The organism is Bradyrhizobium sp. ORS 375 (assembly GCF_000239775.1).
Classification (GTDB): domain Bacteria; phylum Pseudomonadota; class Alphaproteobacteria; order Rhizobiales; family Xanthobacteraceae; genus Bradyrhizobium.
Window position 1 is genome coordinate 1 of the sequence record NZ_CAFI01000085.1, and the last position, 16,564, is coordinate 16,564.

Annotated in this window: 14 protein-coding genes; 8 read left to right on the forward strand and 6 right to left on the reverse strand. The window is 62.6% G+C overall.

All coding sequences use genetic code 11. The features are described from left to right. Nucleotides 1-360 precede the first annotated feature (360 nt). A complete protein-coding gene (locus tag BRAO375_RS07365; RefSeq protein ID WP_009026837.1) occupies nt 361-1,368 on the reverse strand; it encodes an HWE histidine kinase domain-containing protein in 1,008 nt (335 codons plus the stop codon). A 558-nt stretch (nt 1,369-1,926) separates the two neighbouring features. Between BRAO375_RS07365 and BRAO375_RS07370 the strand changes: the two genes are divergently transcribed. Together BRAO375_RS07370 and BRAO375_RS07375 are read left to right on the forward strand one after the other, a co-directional pair. Next, nucleotides 1,927-2,439: a DUF2243 domain-containing protein gene (locus BRAO375_RS07370; protein ID WP_009026839.1), complete on the forward strand. Its 513-nt coding sequence runs from the start codon at nt 1,927-1,929 to the stop codon at nt 2,437-2,439. Between the two features lie 169 nt (nt 2,440-2,608). Then, entirely contained in the window at nt 2,609-3,385 is a 777-nt protein-coding gene (locus BRAO375_RS07375) for a succinate dehydrogenase iron-sulfur subunit (protein WP_009026840.1), read from the forward strand. Between the two features lie 160 nt (nt 3,386-3,545). Here the strand turns inward: BRAO375_RS07375 and BRAO375_RS07380 are convergent, their stop codons facing one another. Further along, nucleotides 3,546-4,028 (reverse strand): DUF4142 domain-containing protein, encoded by a 483-nt coding sequence (locus tag BRAO375_RS07380; RefSeq protein ID WP_009026841.1) that lies wholly within the window; start codon nt 4,026-4,028, stop codon nt 3,546-3,548. Nucleotides 4,029-4,269: 241 nt separating this feature from the next. Between BRAO375_RS07380 and BRAO375_RS07385 the strand changes: the two genes are divergently transcribed. The 3 genes from BRAO375_RS07385 (at nt 4,270) to BRAO375_RS37265 (ending at nt 6,027) form a co-directional block, all read left to right on the forward strand. Beyond that, nucleotides 4,270-5,520: an NAD(P)/FAD-dependent oxidoreductase gene (locus BRAO375_RS07385; protein WP_009026842.1), complete on the forward strand. Its 1,251-nt coding sequence runs from the start codon at nt 4,270-4,272 to the stop codon at nt 5,518-5,520. A 145-nt stretch (nt 5,521-5,665) separates the two neighbouring features. Next, entirely contained in the window at nt 5,666-5,776 is a 111-nt protein-coding gene (locus BRAO375_RS38825) for a DUF2840 domain-containing protein (protein WP_283806055.1), read from the forward strand. A gap of 14 nt (nt 5,777-5,790) precedes the next feature. Beyond that, a complete protein-coding gene (locus tag BRAO375_RS37265; protein ID WP_283806056.1) occupies nt 5,791-6,027 on the forward strand; it encodes a DUF2840 domain-containing protein in 237 nt (78 codons plus the stop codon). A 6-nt stretch (nt 6,028-6,033) separates the two neighbouring features. Here the strand turns inward: BRAO375_RS37265 and BRAO375_RS07395 are convergent, their stop codons facing one another. Together BRAO375_RS07395 and BRAO375_RS07400 are read right to left on the reverse strand one after the other, a co-directional pair. Next, nucleotides 6,034-6,726 (reverse strand): HAD family hydrolase, encoded by a 693-nt coding sequence (locus tag BRAO375_RS07395; RefSeq protein WP_009026843.1) that lies wholly within the window; start codon nt 6,724-6,726, stop codon nt 6,034-6,036. Then, entirely contained in the window at nt 6,723-8,216 is a 1,494-nt protein-coding gene (locus BRAO375_RS07400; RefSeq protein WP_009026844.1) for a mannitol dehydrogenase family protein, read from the reverse strand. Before BRAO375_RS07400 ends, BRAO375_RS07395 begins: the two co-directional genes overlap by 4 nt. A gap of 148 nt (nt 8,217-8,364) precedes the next feature. Here BRAO375_RS07400 and BRAO375_RS35655 point away from each other — a divergent pair, with 148 nt between their 5' ends. Next, nucleotides 8,365-9,336: a hypothetical protein gene (locus BRAO375_RS35655; RefSeq protein ID WP_009026845.1), complete on the forward strand. Its 972-nt coding sequence runs from the start codon at nt 8,365-8,367 to the stop codon at nt 9,334-9,336. A gap of 444 nt (nt 9,337-9,780) precedes the next feature. Here BRAO375_RS35655 and galE read toward each other — a convergent pair whose 3' ends face one another. Next, the gene (galE, locus tag BRAO375_RS07410) at nt 9,781-10,932 is read right to left on the reverse strand and encodes a UDP-glucose 4-epimerase GalE (protein WP_009026847.1); all 1,152 of its coding nucleotides are present in this window, start codon (nt 10,930-10,932) and stop codon (nt 9,781-9,783) included. 51 nt (nt 10,933-10,983) lie between these two features. Beyond that, the gene (locus tag BRAO375_RS07415; protein ID WP_175345304.1) at nt 10,984-13,083 is read right to left on the reverse strand and encodes a glycoside hydrolase family 1 protein; all 2,100 of its coding nucleotides are present in this window, start codon (nt 13,081-13,083) and stop codon (nt 10,984-10,986) included. Here BRAO375_RS07415 and BRAO375_RS07420 point away from each other — a divergent pair. Continuing rightward, nucleotides 13,062-13,562: a YciE/YciF ferroxidase family protein gene (locus tag BRAO375_RS07420; protein WP_009026849.1), complete on the forward strand. Its 501-nt coding sequence runs from the start codon at nt 13,062-13,064 to the stop codon at nt 13,560-13,562. The genes BRAO375_RS07415 and BRAO375_RS07420 overlap by 22 nt on opposite strands. Nucleotides 13,563-13,721: 159 nt before the next feature. Then, nucleotides 13,722-16,538 carry a glycoside hydrolase family 2 protein gene (locus BRAO375_RS07425; protein WP_139031332.1) on the forward strand — a complete coding sequence of 939 codons (2,817 nt, stop codon included), beginning with the start codon at nt 13,722-13,724 and terminating at the stop codon, nt 16,536-16,538. Nucleotides 16,539-16,564 lie beyond the last annotated feature (26 nt).

Sequence of the window (16,564 nt, forward strand, 5' to 3'; positions counted from 1 at the left end):
CCCCCAGAGGATGCTCGCGGGGCTGGGCATCGCAAGGATCATGTCCAGTGCTGTCCGCAGGCTTTGCGGCCAATCGTCGATCGGGCCGAGCGGCGTCATCGCCCAATGATGGGCGCGGATTCGCTCCGCCATTTCGCCGTCTCCCGCCGGCCAGCCCGCCAATTGCCGCTCCATTTTGGACTCTATGCCGATACTTGAGTGAACCAACGCCCTGAATCCGGGGAGTTCCAGCAGGCGTGGAGCGGTCAGGCTGTCACCTCGCAGGTGAGGGCCTCAAGAGCCCTCGTCCCCGTCTGCCGCGAACAACTGTCCTTTCGCAGCGAGCAACTGCCCTGCGCGCGATAGTTACCCTCAAGCTCTTCAACCTGCTTCAAGAGGCATCGCGAGTGGGATGAGCAGCGTTGCTCGCAGGCCGTCCTGCTGAAAGTTCAGTTCGGCCTCGCCGTGCAAGCTGAACTTAGTCATCTCAGCGATGATCAGCGTTCCAGTCCCCGTCCGGGTGGGTGAAGCGATAGGCTCAGGGCACCTTTCTCGCCATACGAAGCAAAGACAGGGGCGATTGGAACTGTCTGAACTGATCCGCCAGCTCACCTCGACAGTGCCACGGCGTTGCGCGAGTGCCCCATACTTGAAGCTGTTGGTCGCGAGTTCGCTCAAGATCATCGCAACCGGCACCACCTGATTATACGGCACTGAAAAGGGCGGTCCTCCCAAAAAGACCAGCTGCTCGTCTTTCAAGGATGACAACACCTGCGGCACCAGACCAGCCAAATCGATTGATGAGCTGCCGGCAGCCATGATGGACTGAGCCTTGGCCAGGGATTGAAAGCGCGCCAGGAACGTTGCCTTGTAATCTTCAGCCGATCTGTCTTTCGTCTCGATCTGGTTGGCGATGGCCTGAACGACTCCCAGGAGATTGACGAGGCGGTGGCGGAGCTCTGAATTCAGAAGCGAGCTCTCACGCTCTTTGGCTCGTCTCTCGGTTACGTCCGTGAAAACAATGACGAGGTGCGTGCTATTATTGTCAGGCTTGGACAGGCGCCTCGCTGTGATCAGGAAGGTACGAAGGCCAATAGCCGGGAAGTCGTGGGAGACCTCATAGTCGATCACTGCAGCCGATCTAGGAATGACCTCCGAGATCAACCGCTTGAGGTCGGGAATATTCCACTGGCCATTGCCGAGGCGATCGAGAGGGACGCCGATCGTATCGTCCCGCTCGGCCAGAAAAGTGACGAAGAAGGCGCGATTGGCCTCAATCACAACCGCGCTTTCGTCTAGGACAAGAAGCGGCTCGTCAATCGTATCGACAATGCCCTGCGCCTGAACATGGCTGGTTCGGAGAAGTCGATACAAGTCTTCAAGGTTCATCGTCCCGGCTCGACAAACGCGTCTTAAATGAGGTGTGTGCGGGCACCTGCTGTCCCCAGATAACTTGGGCAAGTCTGTTTCAAATTGGGACTACAGGCAAGAGGGCCTTAGCCGACGGAAGCCGTTCGAGTATGAACCAGGAACTCCAATCGAGTTGAACGCTCAACTCGACGCCAATGGCTTAGTTCTGGGCCTGAGCAAATCGGCTCCGCTTCCGGCTCAGCTGGCGGGCCGCGCTTCGAGCGACGCTCCCTTTGCTGGGCAGTATACGCGCACGATAGTCTGGCACCAACCAGCAGCCGTCTGGGCTGATGATTTCGAAAGGCGTCCCCAAGATCATTAACCCACGATAATAAGGACGTTGGCTAGTCCGTCGCCGGTGCGGCGGCTTGGCCCGGGCTGATCAGCGAGCGGGGAGGTCCCTACTGACGCGCGCATCCGGCTTTAATATCTCGTCGTGTGACGTAGCAGCGCTCGTCGGTGTAGGAACGCCGTGCGAGCGCGCCTGTTGGTAGCGGACGCGCGTGAGCTTCGCCGTTGTTCGAGGACGCCAACGGAATGGTCGATCACACCCCAAGACCCGGTTTTCCGATCGCAGCGGGGATCCTGTTCGGCCTCGGGCTCGGCGGCTTCTTCGATGGCATCGTGCTGCATCAGCTGCTGCAATGGCATCACATGGTGAGCAGCTGGTACCCGCCGACGACCATCGAGAACCTGCAGCTGAATACGACCTGGGACGGAATCTTCCACGCGGGAACGTATCTGTTCGTCGTGGCCGGACTCTACGTGCTCTGGAGGTCGGCCCATGGGCGCCATTTGCGCTGGTCTAACCGGCAACTGGTTGGCACGCTGCTGCTCGGCTGGGGCCTGTTCAATCTGATCGAAGGTCTCGTCGATCACGAATGGCTCGGACTTCACCACGTCAACGAGGTCGCTCCCGCCGCGCAACGCGGCGCGTGGGACATGGGCTTCTTGATCTGGGGAGCGGCGATGCTTGCCGCGGGTTGGGTGATCACACGCGTCGGCATCCGGGAGGCGGCACATGCACCGCTCCGCGACCGTGCGGTTTGAAGGCATCCCGCCATGGGCGGCGTATGTCGCTTTTGGCCTGCTGAGTGTCGCCGCAACGGCGCCGGTCTGGCGGCCGCTCCTGTTCGGGCTCAGCGTGGAGGATTGGCTGCAACTGCGATGTTTCTGACGAGGACCCGCGGGACGACCCGCAAGGTCGAAAGGACCTGTGATGGCCGAATTCAGACTACCGAAGAACTCCGCCCTGCGTGAAGGCAAGTCCTGGCCGAAGCCGAAAAGCGTCACGTTGCGCGAGTTTCGCATCTATCGCTGGAATCCCGATGTCGGCGGCAATCCACAGATGGACAGCTATCACGTCGACACGTCCGATTGCGGGCCGATGGTTCTCGACGGACTGATCTGGATCAAGAACAACATCGATTCCACGTTGGCTTTCCGCCGCTCCTGCCGCGAAGGCATCTGCGGCTCGTGCTCGATGAACATCAATGGCCAGAACACGCTCGCTTGCACCAAGTCCATGAGCGACCATGACGGGCCGGTTCAGCTGCTTCCGCTGCCGCATCAGCCCGTCGTGAAAGATCTGGTGCCGGATCTCACCAACTTCTACGCGCAGCTCTCGGTCATCGAGCCTTGGCTGCAGACGAAGACGCCAACGCCGCAGAAGGAATGGCGGCAGAGCGAGGAAGACCGCGAAAAGCTCAACGGCCTTTACGAATGCATCCTTTGCGCCTGCTGCTCGACCTCATGTCCTAGCTATTGGTGGAATTCAGAGCGCTTTCTCGGACCCGCGGCCCTCATTCAGGCGGCTCGCTGGATCAACGACAGCCGCGACGAGGCCACCGGCGAGCGGCTCGACATTCTGGAAGATCCCTTCCGGCTCTATCGTTGCCACACCATTCTCAATTGCGCCAAGGCGTGCCCAAAGGGGCTCAATCCGGGCGAAGCGATTTCAGAGCTGCGCATGAAGCTGGTGGCTCGCAAGATGTAGCGCCGAACCTGACGGGCGCTCACAAAGTTGGCGGAGCGCGCGCCCCGCACCTGAGACGGGTTCTCCGCCCGCTCGCAAGCAGCTCACTTGCCTTTGGAGCCCTTGACCGCAGGGCTCCTTGCTCGCCTTGCCATGTCTGGCTCCAACGGTTGGCTCGGGACTAAGCCAATTCACGCAATCCGTTCAGGATTGCCAGGTGGCGCTGGATGATCGGCAGCGACATCTGCGCGACGCTCTGCTCCTGTGGATCGCTGCCACTGCGCAGATAATCGCTGTTCAACGCGAGCAGCTCGCGATGACCCCTGATCTGTCCCTGCACATACATGCGGTCGAAGCCGCCTCCGCTCGGCACGGCTTCGAGCTGCCGCAGCAGAACAGCGTGGTCGGTCCGCATTGGAGCCGATCCGGGGGCCGCGCCGAGCGCAGCTGCCACCTGCATCTGCTCGGCGATCTCTGCATTGGCGAAGTTGATGATATCGGGATTACCGGTGCGTGTCAGCGCAAGCTGGCTTGTGGTCATCGCGAAGGCGCCGCCGGCGAGATCTGCGGTGCGGAAGTCCGCGGCCATGCGCGGCCGCGCTTGAGCGACCCCGGCTCCGAGGCTGAGCGCGCCGAGTGCGAGAAGAAACGATCTGCGTTCCATACTAGAAATCTCCTGTTGAGCTGTCGGATATTGACCGGCGGGAGAATTCTTCGTTCCTACTTGCTCCGCATGATCCCGCAGCAGATCTCGATCCGCCTCGCGGTAGGCGTGCTGCCGGGCAGTGATATCAGGCTGGTTTTAGGAACGTCGAGGAGGAGCCCGTCTTGACGAGACTGGACGGCGCGTCAAGCAAGTCCGTCCGTGCGCGCTAAGTTGGCTCCAGGCATCCTTCAATCCGGACATGATCCCAGCAACCAAGCCTTCCGTCGTCGTGATAGGAGCCGGCTTTGCCGGCCTTGAGGCCGTCCGGGCGCTGGCGCGTGCCGAGGTCTCGGTTACGTTGGTGGACCGCAAGAACCATCATTGTTTCCAGCCCTTGCTGTACCAGGTCGCGACGGCGGCGCTGTCGCCGGCGGACGTGGCCTGGCCGATTCGCGCCATCCTGTCCGATCAGGCAAATGCGACGGTGATCATGGCGGAGGTCAATGGTGTCGATATCGCTCGGCGCGTCGTGGTAACAACAGATGGCCCGGACCTTCCGTTCGATTATCTGGTCCTCGCGACCGGCGTGACCACCTCCTACTTCAATCATCCGGAATGGGCACGCTTTGCGCCGGGTTTGAAGACGATTGAGGACGCAACGCGCATCCGGGCGCAGATTCTGACATGTTTCGAGCGCGCAGAGCGGACAGATGACGTGGCGCTCAGGCAGAAGCTGATGACGTTCGTCATCGTGGGCGGGGGGCCGACCGGGGTCGAGATGGCCGGATCGATTGCCGATATCGCGCAGAACGTTCTAGCCGGCGATTTCCGCCATATCGATCCGCAATCGGCCAAGGTCGTATTGATCGAGGCGGGCCAGCGGCTGCTGTCGAATTTCGCCGACGAGCTGTCCGATTATACGCGCAAGGCGCTGCGGCGAATGAATGTTGACGTTATCACCGATGCGGCGGTCACTGAATGCACGCGTGACAGCGTGACCCTGTCCAATAGACGCCATATCGCATGCTGCTCTCTCCTATGGGCGGCTGGAGTTCGCGCGACGCCGGCCGCGGATTGGATCGGTGCGAAGTCCGACCGAGCGGGGCGGATCGTTGTCGACGATCATCTTCGCGTGCCGCCGCACACCAACATCTTCGCCGTGGGCGATATCGCAGCAGCCAGCAGTGGCGGCAAACCGGTGCCCGGCCTCGCGCCGGCGGCCAAGCAGATGGGCCGCTATGTGGGGGAATTGATCTGCGGTGACATCGTCGGAGGCGCCAGAAAGCCTTTGCCGTTCGTCTATCGTCACCAGGGCGATCTTGCGACCATCGGGCGAAAGTCCGCGGTGGTGTCGCTCAAGCACCTCAAGCTCACCGGGCTTCTGGGATGGACGTTCTGGGGCGTGGTGCACATCTATTTTCTGATCGGGCTGCGCAACCGGATTACGGTAGCGCTGAACTGGCTCTGGGAATATCTGACGTTCCAGCGCGGGGCGCGGCTCATCTCCTGAGCAGACGGTCGAAGGCCCCTGAACGCCCAAACTGCGATTTCCTATGCGGGGCAGCTCAATTGCTTCACAGCAAACGTCAAGCCAAAGGGGACCGCAACGGACCCTCGATCTAACACGCCGTTCGCGTTCGTCCGATGGTCACCGAATGACGCGGCACCGGATCGACATTCTGCAAGCTGTCCGCGCGGGAGAAGCGTATGCGACCGTGCCCTTCGTCGGCCCTAGAGCAGACATTCTGCTGCAGGTTTTCGGCTAACTGAAGGTCGACGCGTGCTGCAGCACATCAATGTGGTCGAGGCACTCGGCAACGACTTGCTGGATGTCGCACCTGATCATTGGCGGCACGTTAAAAACCGCTTCACGGCTAATGAACCGCTGCGGCCACTCGAAGGCACAGGCTTGGCGGAGCCGCCTGGTCGGAAGGAGCGGCGTGCCGTCAGCGCGCCGGAGTGTGACGGAGGGATCCGGCAGCTCGAAGCCGGAGGACGTTGTCAGACTGAAAAGTGAACGGTGTCAAGAACCGGCTGTATCCTCCAGCTCCACTCGCACTCTCATGAGCGCGTCAAGAACTGCGAGCAGATCAGGCGCGATCAACTCGGCTAAGTCGTCCATCTCCGCTGTCGCGATAAGGAGATCGGGAACCATGATCACTCTCATTCCGGCCGCGCGCGCGGCCCGAACGCCGTTATAGGAGTCCTCCAAGGCGATGCATCGATCGACGGGCTGATCGAGCTCGAATGCGGCACGCAGGAAAAGGTCCGGATGCGGCTTTCCGCGCGCGACGTCCGTACGTGTGACGATCGCGTCGAACTTGCTGGCCAAGTCGACTGCGGAAAGCGTGCGCATCGCCTTCTCGCGTGATGATGACGTTGCAACGGCCTTAGGCAATCCCGAATGCTCGAGAAATTCCATGAGCTCAGTTGCTCCGGATTTCAGCTCCAAGTGGCCGCAGTCAACCATCGCATGGCATGCCGTGGCTGCCTTCCGTATGAAGTCTTCCGCATCGAAATCCAGACCAAACCGATGCCGGAGCAGGGCCAGTGAGCTGTCCTCGGGAAGGCCGATCATGCGCGTGAAGAGGTCGAGATCTGCCGTGATCCCGAAGCGGCCGGCGGTCTCGATCAGCGCGGCGCGAGCGAGACGCTCGCTGTCGACCAGCAGCCCGTCCATGTCGAAGACCACGGCGCGTATATCGGACAGGTTCACGGGTGCACCTCTGCATCACAGACGATCTTTGACACGGCGCCCCGGGCGCCGAAGCGCTTTAAGCTGTCGATGGCACGAGCCAGCTCCTGCCCGAACCTCGGATTCCCTGGCAGCTCCCGGCCGAAGATATCCTCTCTGCTCAAGAGCATCTGCACGAAAGCCGACGTTTCGCCTCCGGACGTCACTGATAGCCGTTGTAATCCCGGAGCGGCCTCGTCGACGAATGTACCTGAGAACCGCAATATCCCCGCGGTACAACAAGCCCAGGCTGCGATGGCGAGCATCGTGCACGGTGCGGGTCTTCCTGTCGCGATGTTGGACGCCAATGACGCGAGGAGTCGCGCTTGCAGCTTCTCAGAGCCATTCCTTGCGATGCGCCCGAGCTGATGGACGATCTTCCGGTTCCGCCAGCGCCGCAGCAATAGATCGCTATAGGACGCCAGATCGTGATCGCTCTTGGGGATGGTGGGGATCTGCTCGTCGCGCATCAGCCGCGCTGCATAGCGACGGAAGAGCGGATCGAGGATAACGTCGGAGACCGTCTCCAGCCCGGCCAGCATGCCCAGGAAAGCAATCGCCATGTGCGTGCCGTTGAGCAGGTTCAGCTTCGAAAGCTCCCACGGCGTGACATCCGGGACGAACAGGGCGCCGGCCTGCTCCCATTGTGGCCGCGGGCCGTCGAAATCCTCGATCACCCATTGGCGAAATGGCTCCGTCGCCACTGCGGCCAGATCCTGCAAACCAAGTAGTCCACTGGCGGCGGCGGAATCCGCGGATGTCGGGACAGGAACGATCCGATCCACGACAGACGATGGGCATTGAACGTTACGGCTGATCCAGTCGCCTAGCGCTGCGCTTCGTTGGTCTGCGCGCTGGATGAGCGCATCGCGCAAGCGGCGCCCGTTATGTGGGATGTTATCGCAGGAGATCAGCACGGGAGGTGCTGATCTCTGATCCCGCACCGTTGCGAGCCCGTCGACGATGAGCCCGACCGGGTCGGTCGACGCTGCATTCTCCGACGCATATCCCGAGGGCGTCACCGTCAAGGTGACGATTCGGATCTGCGGATCTGAAAGCATGGCGATGATGCGAGCGCGCTGATCTCCCGCGAACAGCAGGCCCCTCAGGACGCCCACCACGTCTGCTCGGGAGCTGTCATCAGCGCGTTCCATCACCGTATAGAGCAGATCCTGGGGGGCGAGGGCCTGCCGAACCTTTCGGCTGCGAAAGCTCACCCCGACCACACCCCACCGGCTCGCCGATGCACCTTCCAGCTCGATGGCCCGTTGGGTGAAGACGTTCTGGTGCGCGCGGTGAAAGGCACCGCAGCCGAAATGTAGAATGCCGGGCTGCAGCCTCGTTGGATCATATGACGGCCAGCGAACCTGTGGGGTATGAGGCCGTGCACTCGACAGATTCAGGCGCGGTATCGGCCGGGGAAGATCGCCCAGCCGCGCTGTGAAGATGCTTCGATGAAAGGCCTTGGTCATGATCCGATCCACGAGAACGCGAATCGGCAATGCCCTTCGTCACCGCCCGTTTCTAATTTGCCGCACGCGATTTGTTTGCAGGAAAACAGCAACCATGGAGTGCCACCGGCATTCTGCATTCGATGGGCAACATTGAAGGAGACGGCTGGTGAGACCCCATCTCGTGATCGCGCGCGTTGGCAGGAGATCCCTGCATCCGTTCTGGCTCGAGCGGGCCAAGGAGCGCAGTTGGGATCTGTACCTCTGCCCATTTCAGGAGATAGAGCACGCAGCCGACGTCGAGTGCACCATTGGTGGAGTATTGCCCGGACCAAAATGGGCTGGGCTGAGGACGTTGCTGAATTCCTGGAACGGCTGGAGAGACTACGACTACATCTGGCTGCCGGATGACGACATCTTCACCAGCCAGGACGATATCGATGCGCTCTTCAGGTTTGGCGCCGCGTTGGACTTCGACCTGTATGCGCCGGCGCTTCAGGAGAACTCCTACTACGCGCACTACATCACGATGACCAATCAGAGCTTCTTCGCAAGGCGTGTCGGCTTTGTCGAGATCATGGTCCCGTGCTTCCGCCGGGAAACCCTGGAGCGATTGTTGCCCACGCTGGATCTTACGACCACCGGATGGGGGTGGGGCCTGGACTCGGTTTGGCCGAAGCTCTTGGGATACGAAGGCCTCGGCATCCTAGACGGCGTGTCTGTCCTGCATACGAGACCGGTGGGCAGCTTCAGAGATTCCGATCTCGGGAGACGTGTGATGGCGGAATCCGACCGGCTGCTCGACCAGTACGATTGCCGTCAGGTCATGACGACCTTCTCGGGGATCGATGAGGCCCTGACGGAAATCACACCCTCACCGGACGAGTTGTTGGTACGCCTCGTCGAGGGCTGGCACTACCTCCTTGACCGAGATCCGGCGATCCTGCGGTGGACCGTCGAGCACCAAAGGGCTGCATTTGAGTGGCGACAATATACAGCTGACGGGGCTCCCAGCGGACCGCGACGAAAAGCCGTTCCGCTCGCTGTCGATCGCGGGCGGCCGCGGTCGCCGGCCTATATCGACACGGATCGAAACGGCGCCGATCTCGTCACGACCGCCCCGGCCCTCTGGACAAGCTGAGACTGTATCTCGCTCGAGCTCGCTTACCGAAAGAACCCGCTGTTCGGGCAAGCGTCTGATGATAAGGCTACCCGATGCGCGGAAATCTGTTGGGCCTCACCTCACGAGGGCGTCGACGCAAGAGGCCGACCAACGCTAGTCTTGCGAACGACGAGCCTGTCGAGACCTATGAGCTTGACGGCGTCATCGCGACGGTATGGGCGAGCCATCACTCCTATAAGATCCGCTTGTCGAAGATCGGCCCAGACGGCAATCGCCAGGAAAGTGCCCCGGAATTGGAGGTGGATGACCTTCCGAATGCAACAAGATGTCTCGAATGGGCCGAAGAGTTCATCCGTAGACAGTGCGAAGCGCCGAGAGCCAGGAGAGCCTCGCCGCGAAGCTCCAGGCGTGCACCGTAGGAGGATGCAGCTGGCGCAGGAGAGCGACGCGACAAGGAGAAGCTCATCCGCCCTGCGAGACAGAAACGGGTGAGGCAGTTGAATCGAGAAGCGCTGGCTCGCTGGACATCACAGGTGAGAGCGATACATGTTCGACGCCCTCGTGCCTCTGATGTTGCTCAGTGTAGCCATCCGGATTGAGCGACTGCCAGCGCCAGTGATCGGCGCACATCGCTGCAAGTGAACGCGAGGCTGACCATCCGAGGAGCGTTCGGGCCGCGTCCGTTGCCGCATAATAGCTGTCGAGGTCGCCGGGACGGCGCTCCACGAATTTGAAGGGAAGCGGCTTGCCGCTCGCCAGCTCGAAGGCTCGAATGACGTCGAGAACACTGTGGCCGAGGCCTGTGCCGAGATTGAGGGCGATGCATCCCGGGCGGTCCAGCCGGTCGAGCGCGGCGACATGGCCTTCCGCCAGATCCATGACGTGGACGTAGTCACGGATTCCCGTGCCGTCCGGCGTGTCGTAGTCTTTGCCGAACACTTTGAGATGATCGCGGCGCCCGATCGCGACCTGCGCCACGAAGGGCAGCAGGTTGTTCGGAACGCCGTGCGGGTCCTCGCCGATCAGTCCGCTCTCATGGGCCCCGACCGGATTGAAGTAACGCAGAAGGGCGGCGCTCCACGCCGGATCGCTCGCGCACTGATCACGCAGCATGTCCTCGATCATCAGTTTGGTGCGTCCATAAGGATTCACCGGCGCCAGCGGGTGATCCTCCGTATAGGGCAGGAATTGCGGCTGCCCGTAGACCGTCGCGGATGAACTGAAGACGATGCGGCTGACGCCGGTATTCACCATGGCGGCGAGCAGCCGCTGCGTGCCGATCACGTTCTGATCATAATAGTCGAGCGGCCGCCGGACCGACTCCGGCACGGATTTCAGGCCGGCAAAGTGCATCACGGCATCGCAACCGCAGGCCCGGATCGTTCGTTCGAGCGCAGCCTGGTCGCGGATGTCGCCTTCGGCCACGGCAAATGTTCGGCCGGTGATCTCGGCCACCCGCTCCAGCGCGCGCGGGCTGCTGTTCGAGAAGTTGTCGAACACGACGATGTCGTGGCCGGCCGAGAGCAGGGCGACACAGGCATGCGAGCCGATATAGCCGGCGCCCCCCGTCACGAGGATGGTCCGTGTTGACGCGTCGAGAGCGGAGAAGGTCATGATCGATCCTGCAGTTCAATCGAGGCCAACCCGGGGAGCCTCCGTTGGCTCCTATCCGGCTGCGAGGTTTCGGCCGTCGTCCTTCGCAGCCGCCTCGTCTCGCCGCTGTAACCCTCGCGAGGTCGGACACCAGAACCCATGTTCCCCGTCGATCAGGAGGTCGAGGGCATCATCGAAATACTTGCGACCTGCGCAGACCACCAGCGTGGGGTCAGTCCATGCCTGGCTTGGGCGGGCAGCCGTTCCGCCGTCGCCTGGATACGTGCTCTGTCTTTGCTGTCCGTCACCGGAGTCGTCCCGCGTGCCGTTGCTATCGTAGATCAGCAATTGAATGCTGAGCGCGTCGCAGGCGAGCGCAAGCTCATGCAGGCGGACGTCGCTAGCTGCCTGCTCCAAGCCGGCTCGCGTGGCGACCACCGCCCACGGCTGCAGCGCCTTCAACACAGAGCGAAGGCGGTCCGGTGCTTCGGCATCGGGGTCGCTCCAATTGACCGCCGCCATGGCCAGTCCGCGCACGTCAGCCGCGTTGCGACAGACCCGCCACCATTCGGCGTCATTGCTGACAACAAGGAGCGGCCGACGGACAGCCGTCGGCGGCGCCATGCGTCGACGTGTCGGCGGATGATAGAGTCGTTCGGGGCGGTGCCACCAGCCAGGCGAGTTCACCACGACCGGATGCTCGAAGCGTCCCTCGCGCGCCAGACTCTCCACCGCGCGGCCGAGTGCGGTGAGGCGCGGCGGTTCGCTGCGCGCATCGAACGCTCCGGGCTCGTAACAACCATCGTCGCGGATCAGCAAGGAATTCCAGTCGACCGCGCCCAGCATCGACCAGACCGTTACCGCCCGGATGTCGGCGCCACGGCGTCGGATCTCGGCTGCGGCATTCCAGACCTCGATCAGCCAGCGCAGCTGCTCCTCGCGGGTGCAGCCATGATGCACCTCGGTGATGGCGATCGGACGCCGATATCGAGCCCAGAGTTCGGCGAGGCGCGCGGCCGGCCCCAGCTGGACGGCCGGCAGCGGCATGCGCACCGCCTCGACATCGGCATAGCGGTCGCGGCCGTTGCCGCCGGAAAACTCGGCCGGAAATGCGTCCGTGCGTGGGTGGAGATAGCGCTCGCTGGTGAGGTAGTGATTCGCTCCGATGATGTCAGGCGGGCACGGGTTATCTTCCAGGCGCTCCAGCACGGCTGCGTCGATGCCGTTGTCGCGCATGAAGTCGTAAAGCGTGTGATGAGGATCGACCTCACCGCACAACAGGTCGAGGCTCAGCCAGCGCCGCGCATTCTCGAAGTCTGCCTGGTAGCGGAGCCGCGGCGTGCTGAAGACCTTGCCGACGTCCTCAGTCTGGACGAGTTGCGCCGAGGGCGTGATGTCGCGGATGGCTTGCATCGCGAGGATGGTCGCTCCGCATTGATTGAGCAGCGCGCGCAGGAAGCTGTGCTCATCGCTTGCGTGCGGATACCAATGGCCATACAGGCAGCTCAGGCGCGCGGTCGTCAGCGGCTCATTGACCGGCGTGAACAGTTCGATCCAGGGGTAGCGTTGGGCGACGCGCGCCGCGTGGATCGCGAGCAGATGCGGAAAGGCGGGATCGAGCAGATCGGTGTAACGCGGCCCGCTGCCGTGATGGAGCAATCCCGCGATGACGCGGATCCCGAGTGTCTTGAGCCGGGCGAGCCGTGCATCGTGCCAGCGCCAGTCACAGCTGTCGGGATCATCGGGCGCGATCGTCTCCCACAGAATCGGATAGCGCAGCGTGCGTATGCCCAGCGCGGCGATCCGGTCGAGATCGTCGAGACGATCGCAATGGCCGGTTTCCGCGACCTGGTTCCTGAACCGATCTCGAAGGCGAACGACCGTACATTCTATTCCACCCCACATTTCGAGATCTGGCATTGCGCTCGTTCGGACCTGAGGTGAGGCGAAACCATCGTTGTTTGCTCGCGCCGGACCTGCCGGGGCGCGCCGTTGCGGATGACGACGTCGCCACGAACGCCAATTCACCCGAGGCCTAACGTCCCGGAATTTTCGCAAGTTCCTAAGCCAACAAACCGGCTGCTCGGCACCAACAGGAACCTCGCTCGCCGCAGCGAGGTTGCTGCCAAATCGTATCGAGGAGAACAGCCATGGCGCAGACCGAAAAGACACTCGAAGACCTCTTTCTCATTCTGATGCAGGATACCTATTCAGCGGAGAAGCAGGTGCTGCGCGCGCTCGGCAAGATGGAACGCGCCGCCGAATCTGAGAGGCTCGCGGCCGCGTTGGACGCGCATCGTGCGGAGACCGAGGGACAGATCGAACGGTTGCAGCAGATTTTCGAGCTGCTAGGCAAGCCGGCGCGCGGCAAGCCCTGCGAGGCGATGCAGAGCATGCTCGATGAGGCCGACGAGATCCTCCAGGAGTTCAAGGGCAGCGAGGCGCTCGACGCGGGGTTGATCGCCGCCCAGCAGGCGGTCGAGCACTACGAGATCACGCGCTATGGCACGCTGAAGAGCTGGGCCGAGGAACTCGGTCTCACCGAGGCCGTCCCGCTGCTCGGCCAGACGTTGGAGGAGGAGCGCAAGACGGACGCGATCCTGTCGCTGCTCGCCAAGGAGCGCGTCAACGTGGAAGCCGCCGAGGCGTGAGCGATCAGCAGATGGAGCGAAAGCAAACCGCGGAGCGAGTTCCGACTCGTTCCGTGTAGCTCGTCATCCGGTTGTTTGCGGTGCGAGTCACATTCTTGGAAACGGCGCGCATTTTCGCCACTTTCCGGCGCTTAAGGCGCGGACGCCGGAGATGACATCGTGAACAACAAACAACTATCACTTGATGGCGTGTGGTCTTTCCTACACGTGCCTCAGGACAGCATCACGCCCGCTGAAGTGCGCGAGATCAGCGTTCCCGGCGTGTGGCAGGCGCAGTTCCCCGACCTGCGGATGCGCGCCGGCATCGGCATCTATCAGCGGCGGTTCACGCTCGATGCCGGCTGGCGCCGCGACCAGGCATTTCTCAGGTTCGGAGCCGTGTTCCACTTTGCCCGGGTATGGATCAACGGCCAGCATGTCGGCGACCACGAGGGCGGGTTCCTGCCGTTCTCGTTCGATGTTACGGCGCACCTGCACGATGGCGAGAACGAGATCGTCGTCCGCGTCGAGAGCCCGACGGACGATCCCAATGAATTCGCGGACGCCCCGTTCGCTGAGATCCCGTTCGGCAAGCAGAGCTGGTATGGCCCGCTCTCCGGGATCTGGCAGCCCGTGCGTCTCGAGCAGCGCATTGCCGATCACCTTGCAGAGCAGCGAATCCAGAGCGATCCCGATACCGGCCTGGTGACTGCAAGGATCGGCCTGGCTGCGCCACTCGCGGCTGCCTCGTCGCTCGAGATGCGTATTCTGACTCCGGCCGGAGAGGTCGCGGGAACCGCGCATGTCGATGCGGCGGCGGGCGCAAGTGAGATTCTCGCTCAAGCCGTCGTCCGTGACGTGCTCAAATGGTCTCCGGCGCAGCCCAACCTCTATCGCGTGCAGCTCACCTTGCGGCGCGACGGCGAGGTGATCGACGAGGCCGGGGAGACCATCGGCTTTCGCAAATTCGAGACCAGGGACGGCCAGTTCTATCTCAATGACGAGCCACTCTATCTGCGTGGCGCGCTCGATCAGGATTACTACGCGGACACGATCTGCACGCCGCCTTCGATGGAGTTCCTGGAAGACCAGTTCCGCAAGGCGCGGGAGCTTGGGCTGAACTGCCTGCGTTGTCACATCAAGGCACCCGATCCGCGTTATTACGAGGCAGCAGACCGCGTCGGTCTGCTGATCTGGGCGGAGCTGCCGAACGGCGGATTCTCGACCGAGCGGTCGCGTGCGCGCAAGGAGCGGATGCTCAAAGGGATCGTCGACCGCGACGGCAATCATCCCTCGATCGTCTGCTGGACGATCATTAACGAGAACTGGGGCGTTGACCTCGTCCATGATGCCGAGCACCGGGCGTGGCTGCGCAAGCTCTATGCCTGGCTCAAATCCTACGATCCGTCCCGGCTCGTGGTCGACAACTCGCCGGTGGCGCCGAGCTTCCACATCCAGACGGATATCGCCGACTACCATTTCTACGCGGCTTATCCCGACAGCCGGGCCGACTGGGATCGCTTCGTCGACGGTCTCGCGGCGCGCTCCGATTGGTTGTTCAGCCCTGAGGGCGACGCGGTGAGCACGGGCAGGGAGCCCTTGGTGTGTTCCGAGTTCGGCAATTGGGGCCTTCCGGATCCTGCGCAGCTTACAGGTGCGGATGGTCGGGAGCCGTGGTGGTTCGAGACGGGCCATGATTGGGGCGAGGGCGTGATGTACGCTCACGGCATCGAGAACCGGTTCCGCGACTGGAGCCTCGACCGCGTGTTCGGCTCGTTGCGAGCCTTCGTCCAAGCGGCGCAATGGCAGCAATATCACTCGCTCAAATATGAGATCGAGCGGATGCGGCGCCGGCCGGAGATCGCCGGCTACGTGATCACCGAGTTCACCGATTGCCATTGGGAGTCCAATGGCCTGCTCGACATGCTGCGGAATCCGCGGGTCTTTCACGACGTATTCGCGCGCATCAATGCCGACACCGTAATCGTGCCGGACTGGCAGCGATTGTCGTACTGGGATGACGAGCAGCCAACCATCGGTGTCTCGATCGCGAACGGGGTGGAGGCCATTGAGGGGGCCACGCTTGCATGGTCGGTCGACGGCCAAGAAAGCGTTTCCGCCTGCCGCGCAGGACGCGGCACCGTGACGGAGTTGGAGCCCCTCGTGCTGACGCTGCCGCCGGTCGAAACGGCCCGCAGCATCAGGGTCGGATTCGAGCTGCGGGCTGCTGACCAGAGGCTGATCGCTTCGAACAGCCTCGACCTCGCGGTCCATCCCAGGAGCTTGCGCCATGCTGCGCCTGACACGATGGTCTGGGCGCCGTCGGAGGAGCTGCGCCAGCGGCTGCGGGCGCAGGGCTATAGGCTGGCCAACGCATTGGCGGAGGCGGATCTTGTCATCGCCACCGCGCATGACGAGGCCATCGCCGCTCATGTCAGGGCTGGCGGCACGCTGCTGCTACTCGCCGATCATGAGATGTCGCTCAACCCGTTCTTTCCGCATTGGCAGAACGTCCGGGTGCAGAGTCGGGGCGGCGCGTTGTGGCGCGGCGACTGGGTCTCGACCTTCGCCTGGCTGCGGCGCCGCGGCGCCTTTGCACATGTGCCCGGAGGGCCGCTGATCGATGCGACCTTCGACCGTGTCATTCCCGAGCTCGTCATCAGCGGCTGCAACCTGCTCGATTTCCAGGCCCGGGTTCACGCCGCTCTGGTGATCGGCTGGATCCACAAGCCGGTCGCGCTGGCGGTGGAACGCGGCTACGGCAAGGGACGCGTGCTCGTCTCGAGCTTCCGCCTGTTCCTTGACGATCCGCTGGCGGATCCCACGGCCACCATGCTGCTGGATGCGCTGGTCACGACGGCGCTCCGGGCGCAGACCTTGCCGGGGGCTGCGGCGGAACAGCTGTCCGGCGGTCCTGATCGAGAGATGCTGCTGGGCTCTGGAAGCAACGACACCATTCGTCACATGCCGCCACCATTTGCGATGACCCGACGCTGAGCGATCGCCGCTCGGAGGGTGGATCA

Excerpts from the sequence above, each read along its gene's own strand:
- BRAO375_RS07365 (WP_009026837.1), bottom strand. The coding sequence starts at position 1,368 with ATGAACCTTGAAGACTTGTATCGACTTCTCCGAACCAGCCATGTTCAG.
- BRAO375_RS07370 (WP_009026839.1), top strand. The coding sequence starts at position 1,927 with ATGGTCGATCACACCCCAAGACCCGGTTTTCCGATCGCAGCGGGGATC.
- BRAO375_RS07375 (WP_009026840.1), top strand. The coding sequence starts at position 2,609 with ATGGCCGAATTCAGACTACCGAAGAACTCCGCCCTGCGTGAAGGCAAG.
- BRAO375_RS07380 (WP_009026841.1), bottom strand. The coding sequence starts at position 4,028 with ATGGAACGCAGATCGTTTCTTCTCGCACTCGGCGCGCTCAGCCTCGGA.
- BRAO375_RS07385 (WP_009026842.1), top strand. The coding sequence starts at position 4,270 with ATGATCCCAGCAACCAAGCCTTCCGTCGTCGTGATAGGAGCCGGCTTT.
- BRAO375_RS38825 (WP_283806055.1), top strand. The coding sequence starts at position 5,666 with ATGACGCGGCACCGGATCGACATTCTGCAAGCTGTCCGCGCGGGAGAA.
- BRAO375_RS07400 (WP_009026844.1), bottom strand. The coding sequence starts at position 8,216 with ATGACCAAGGCCTTTCATCGAAGCATCTTCACAGCGCGGCTGGGCGAT.
- galE (WP_009026847.1), bottom strand. The coding sequence starts at position 10,932 with ATGACCTTCTCCGCTCTCGACGCGTCAACACGGACCATCCTCGTGACG.
- BRAO375_RS07420 (WP_009026849.1), top strand. The coding sequence starts at position 13,062 with ATGGCGCAGACCGAAAAGACACTCGAAGACCTCTTTCTCATTCTGATG.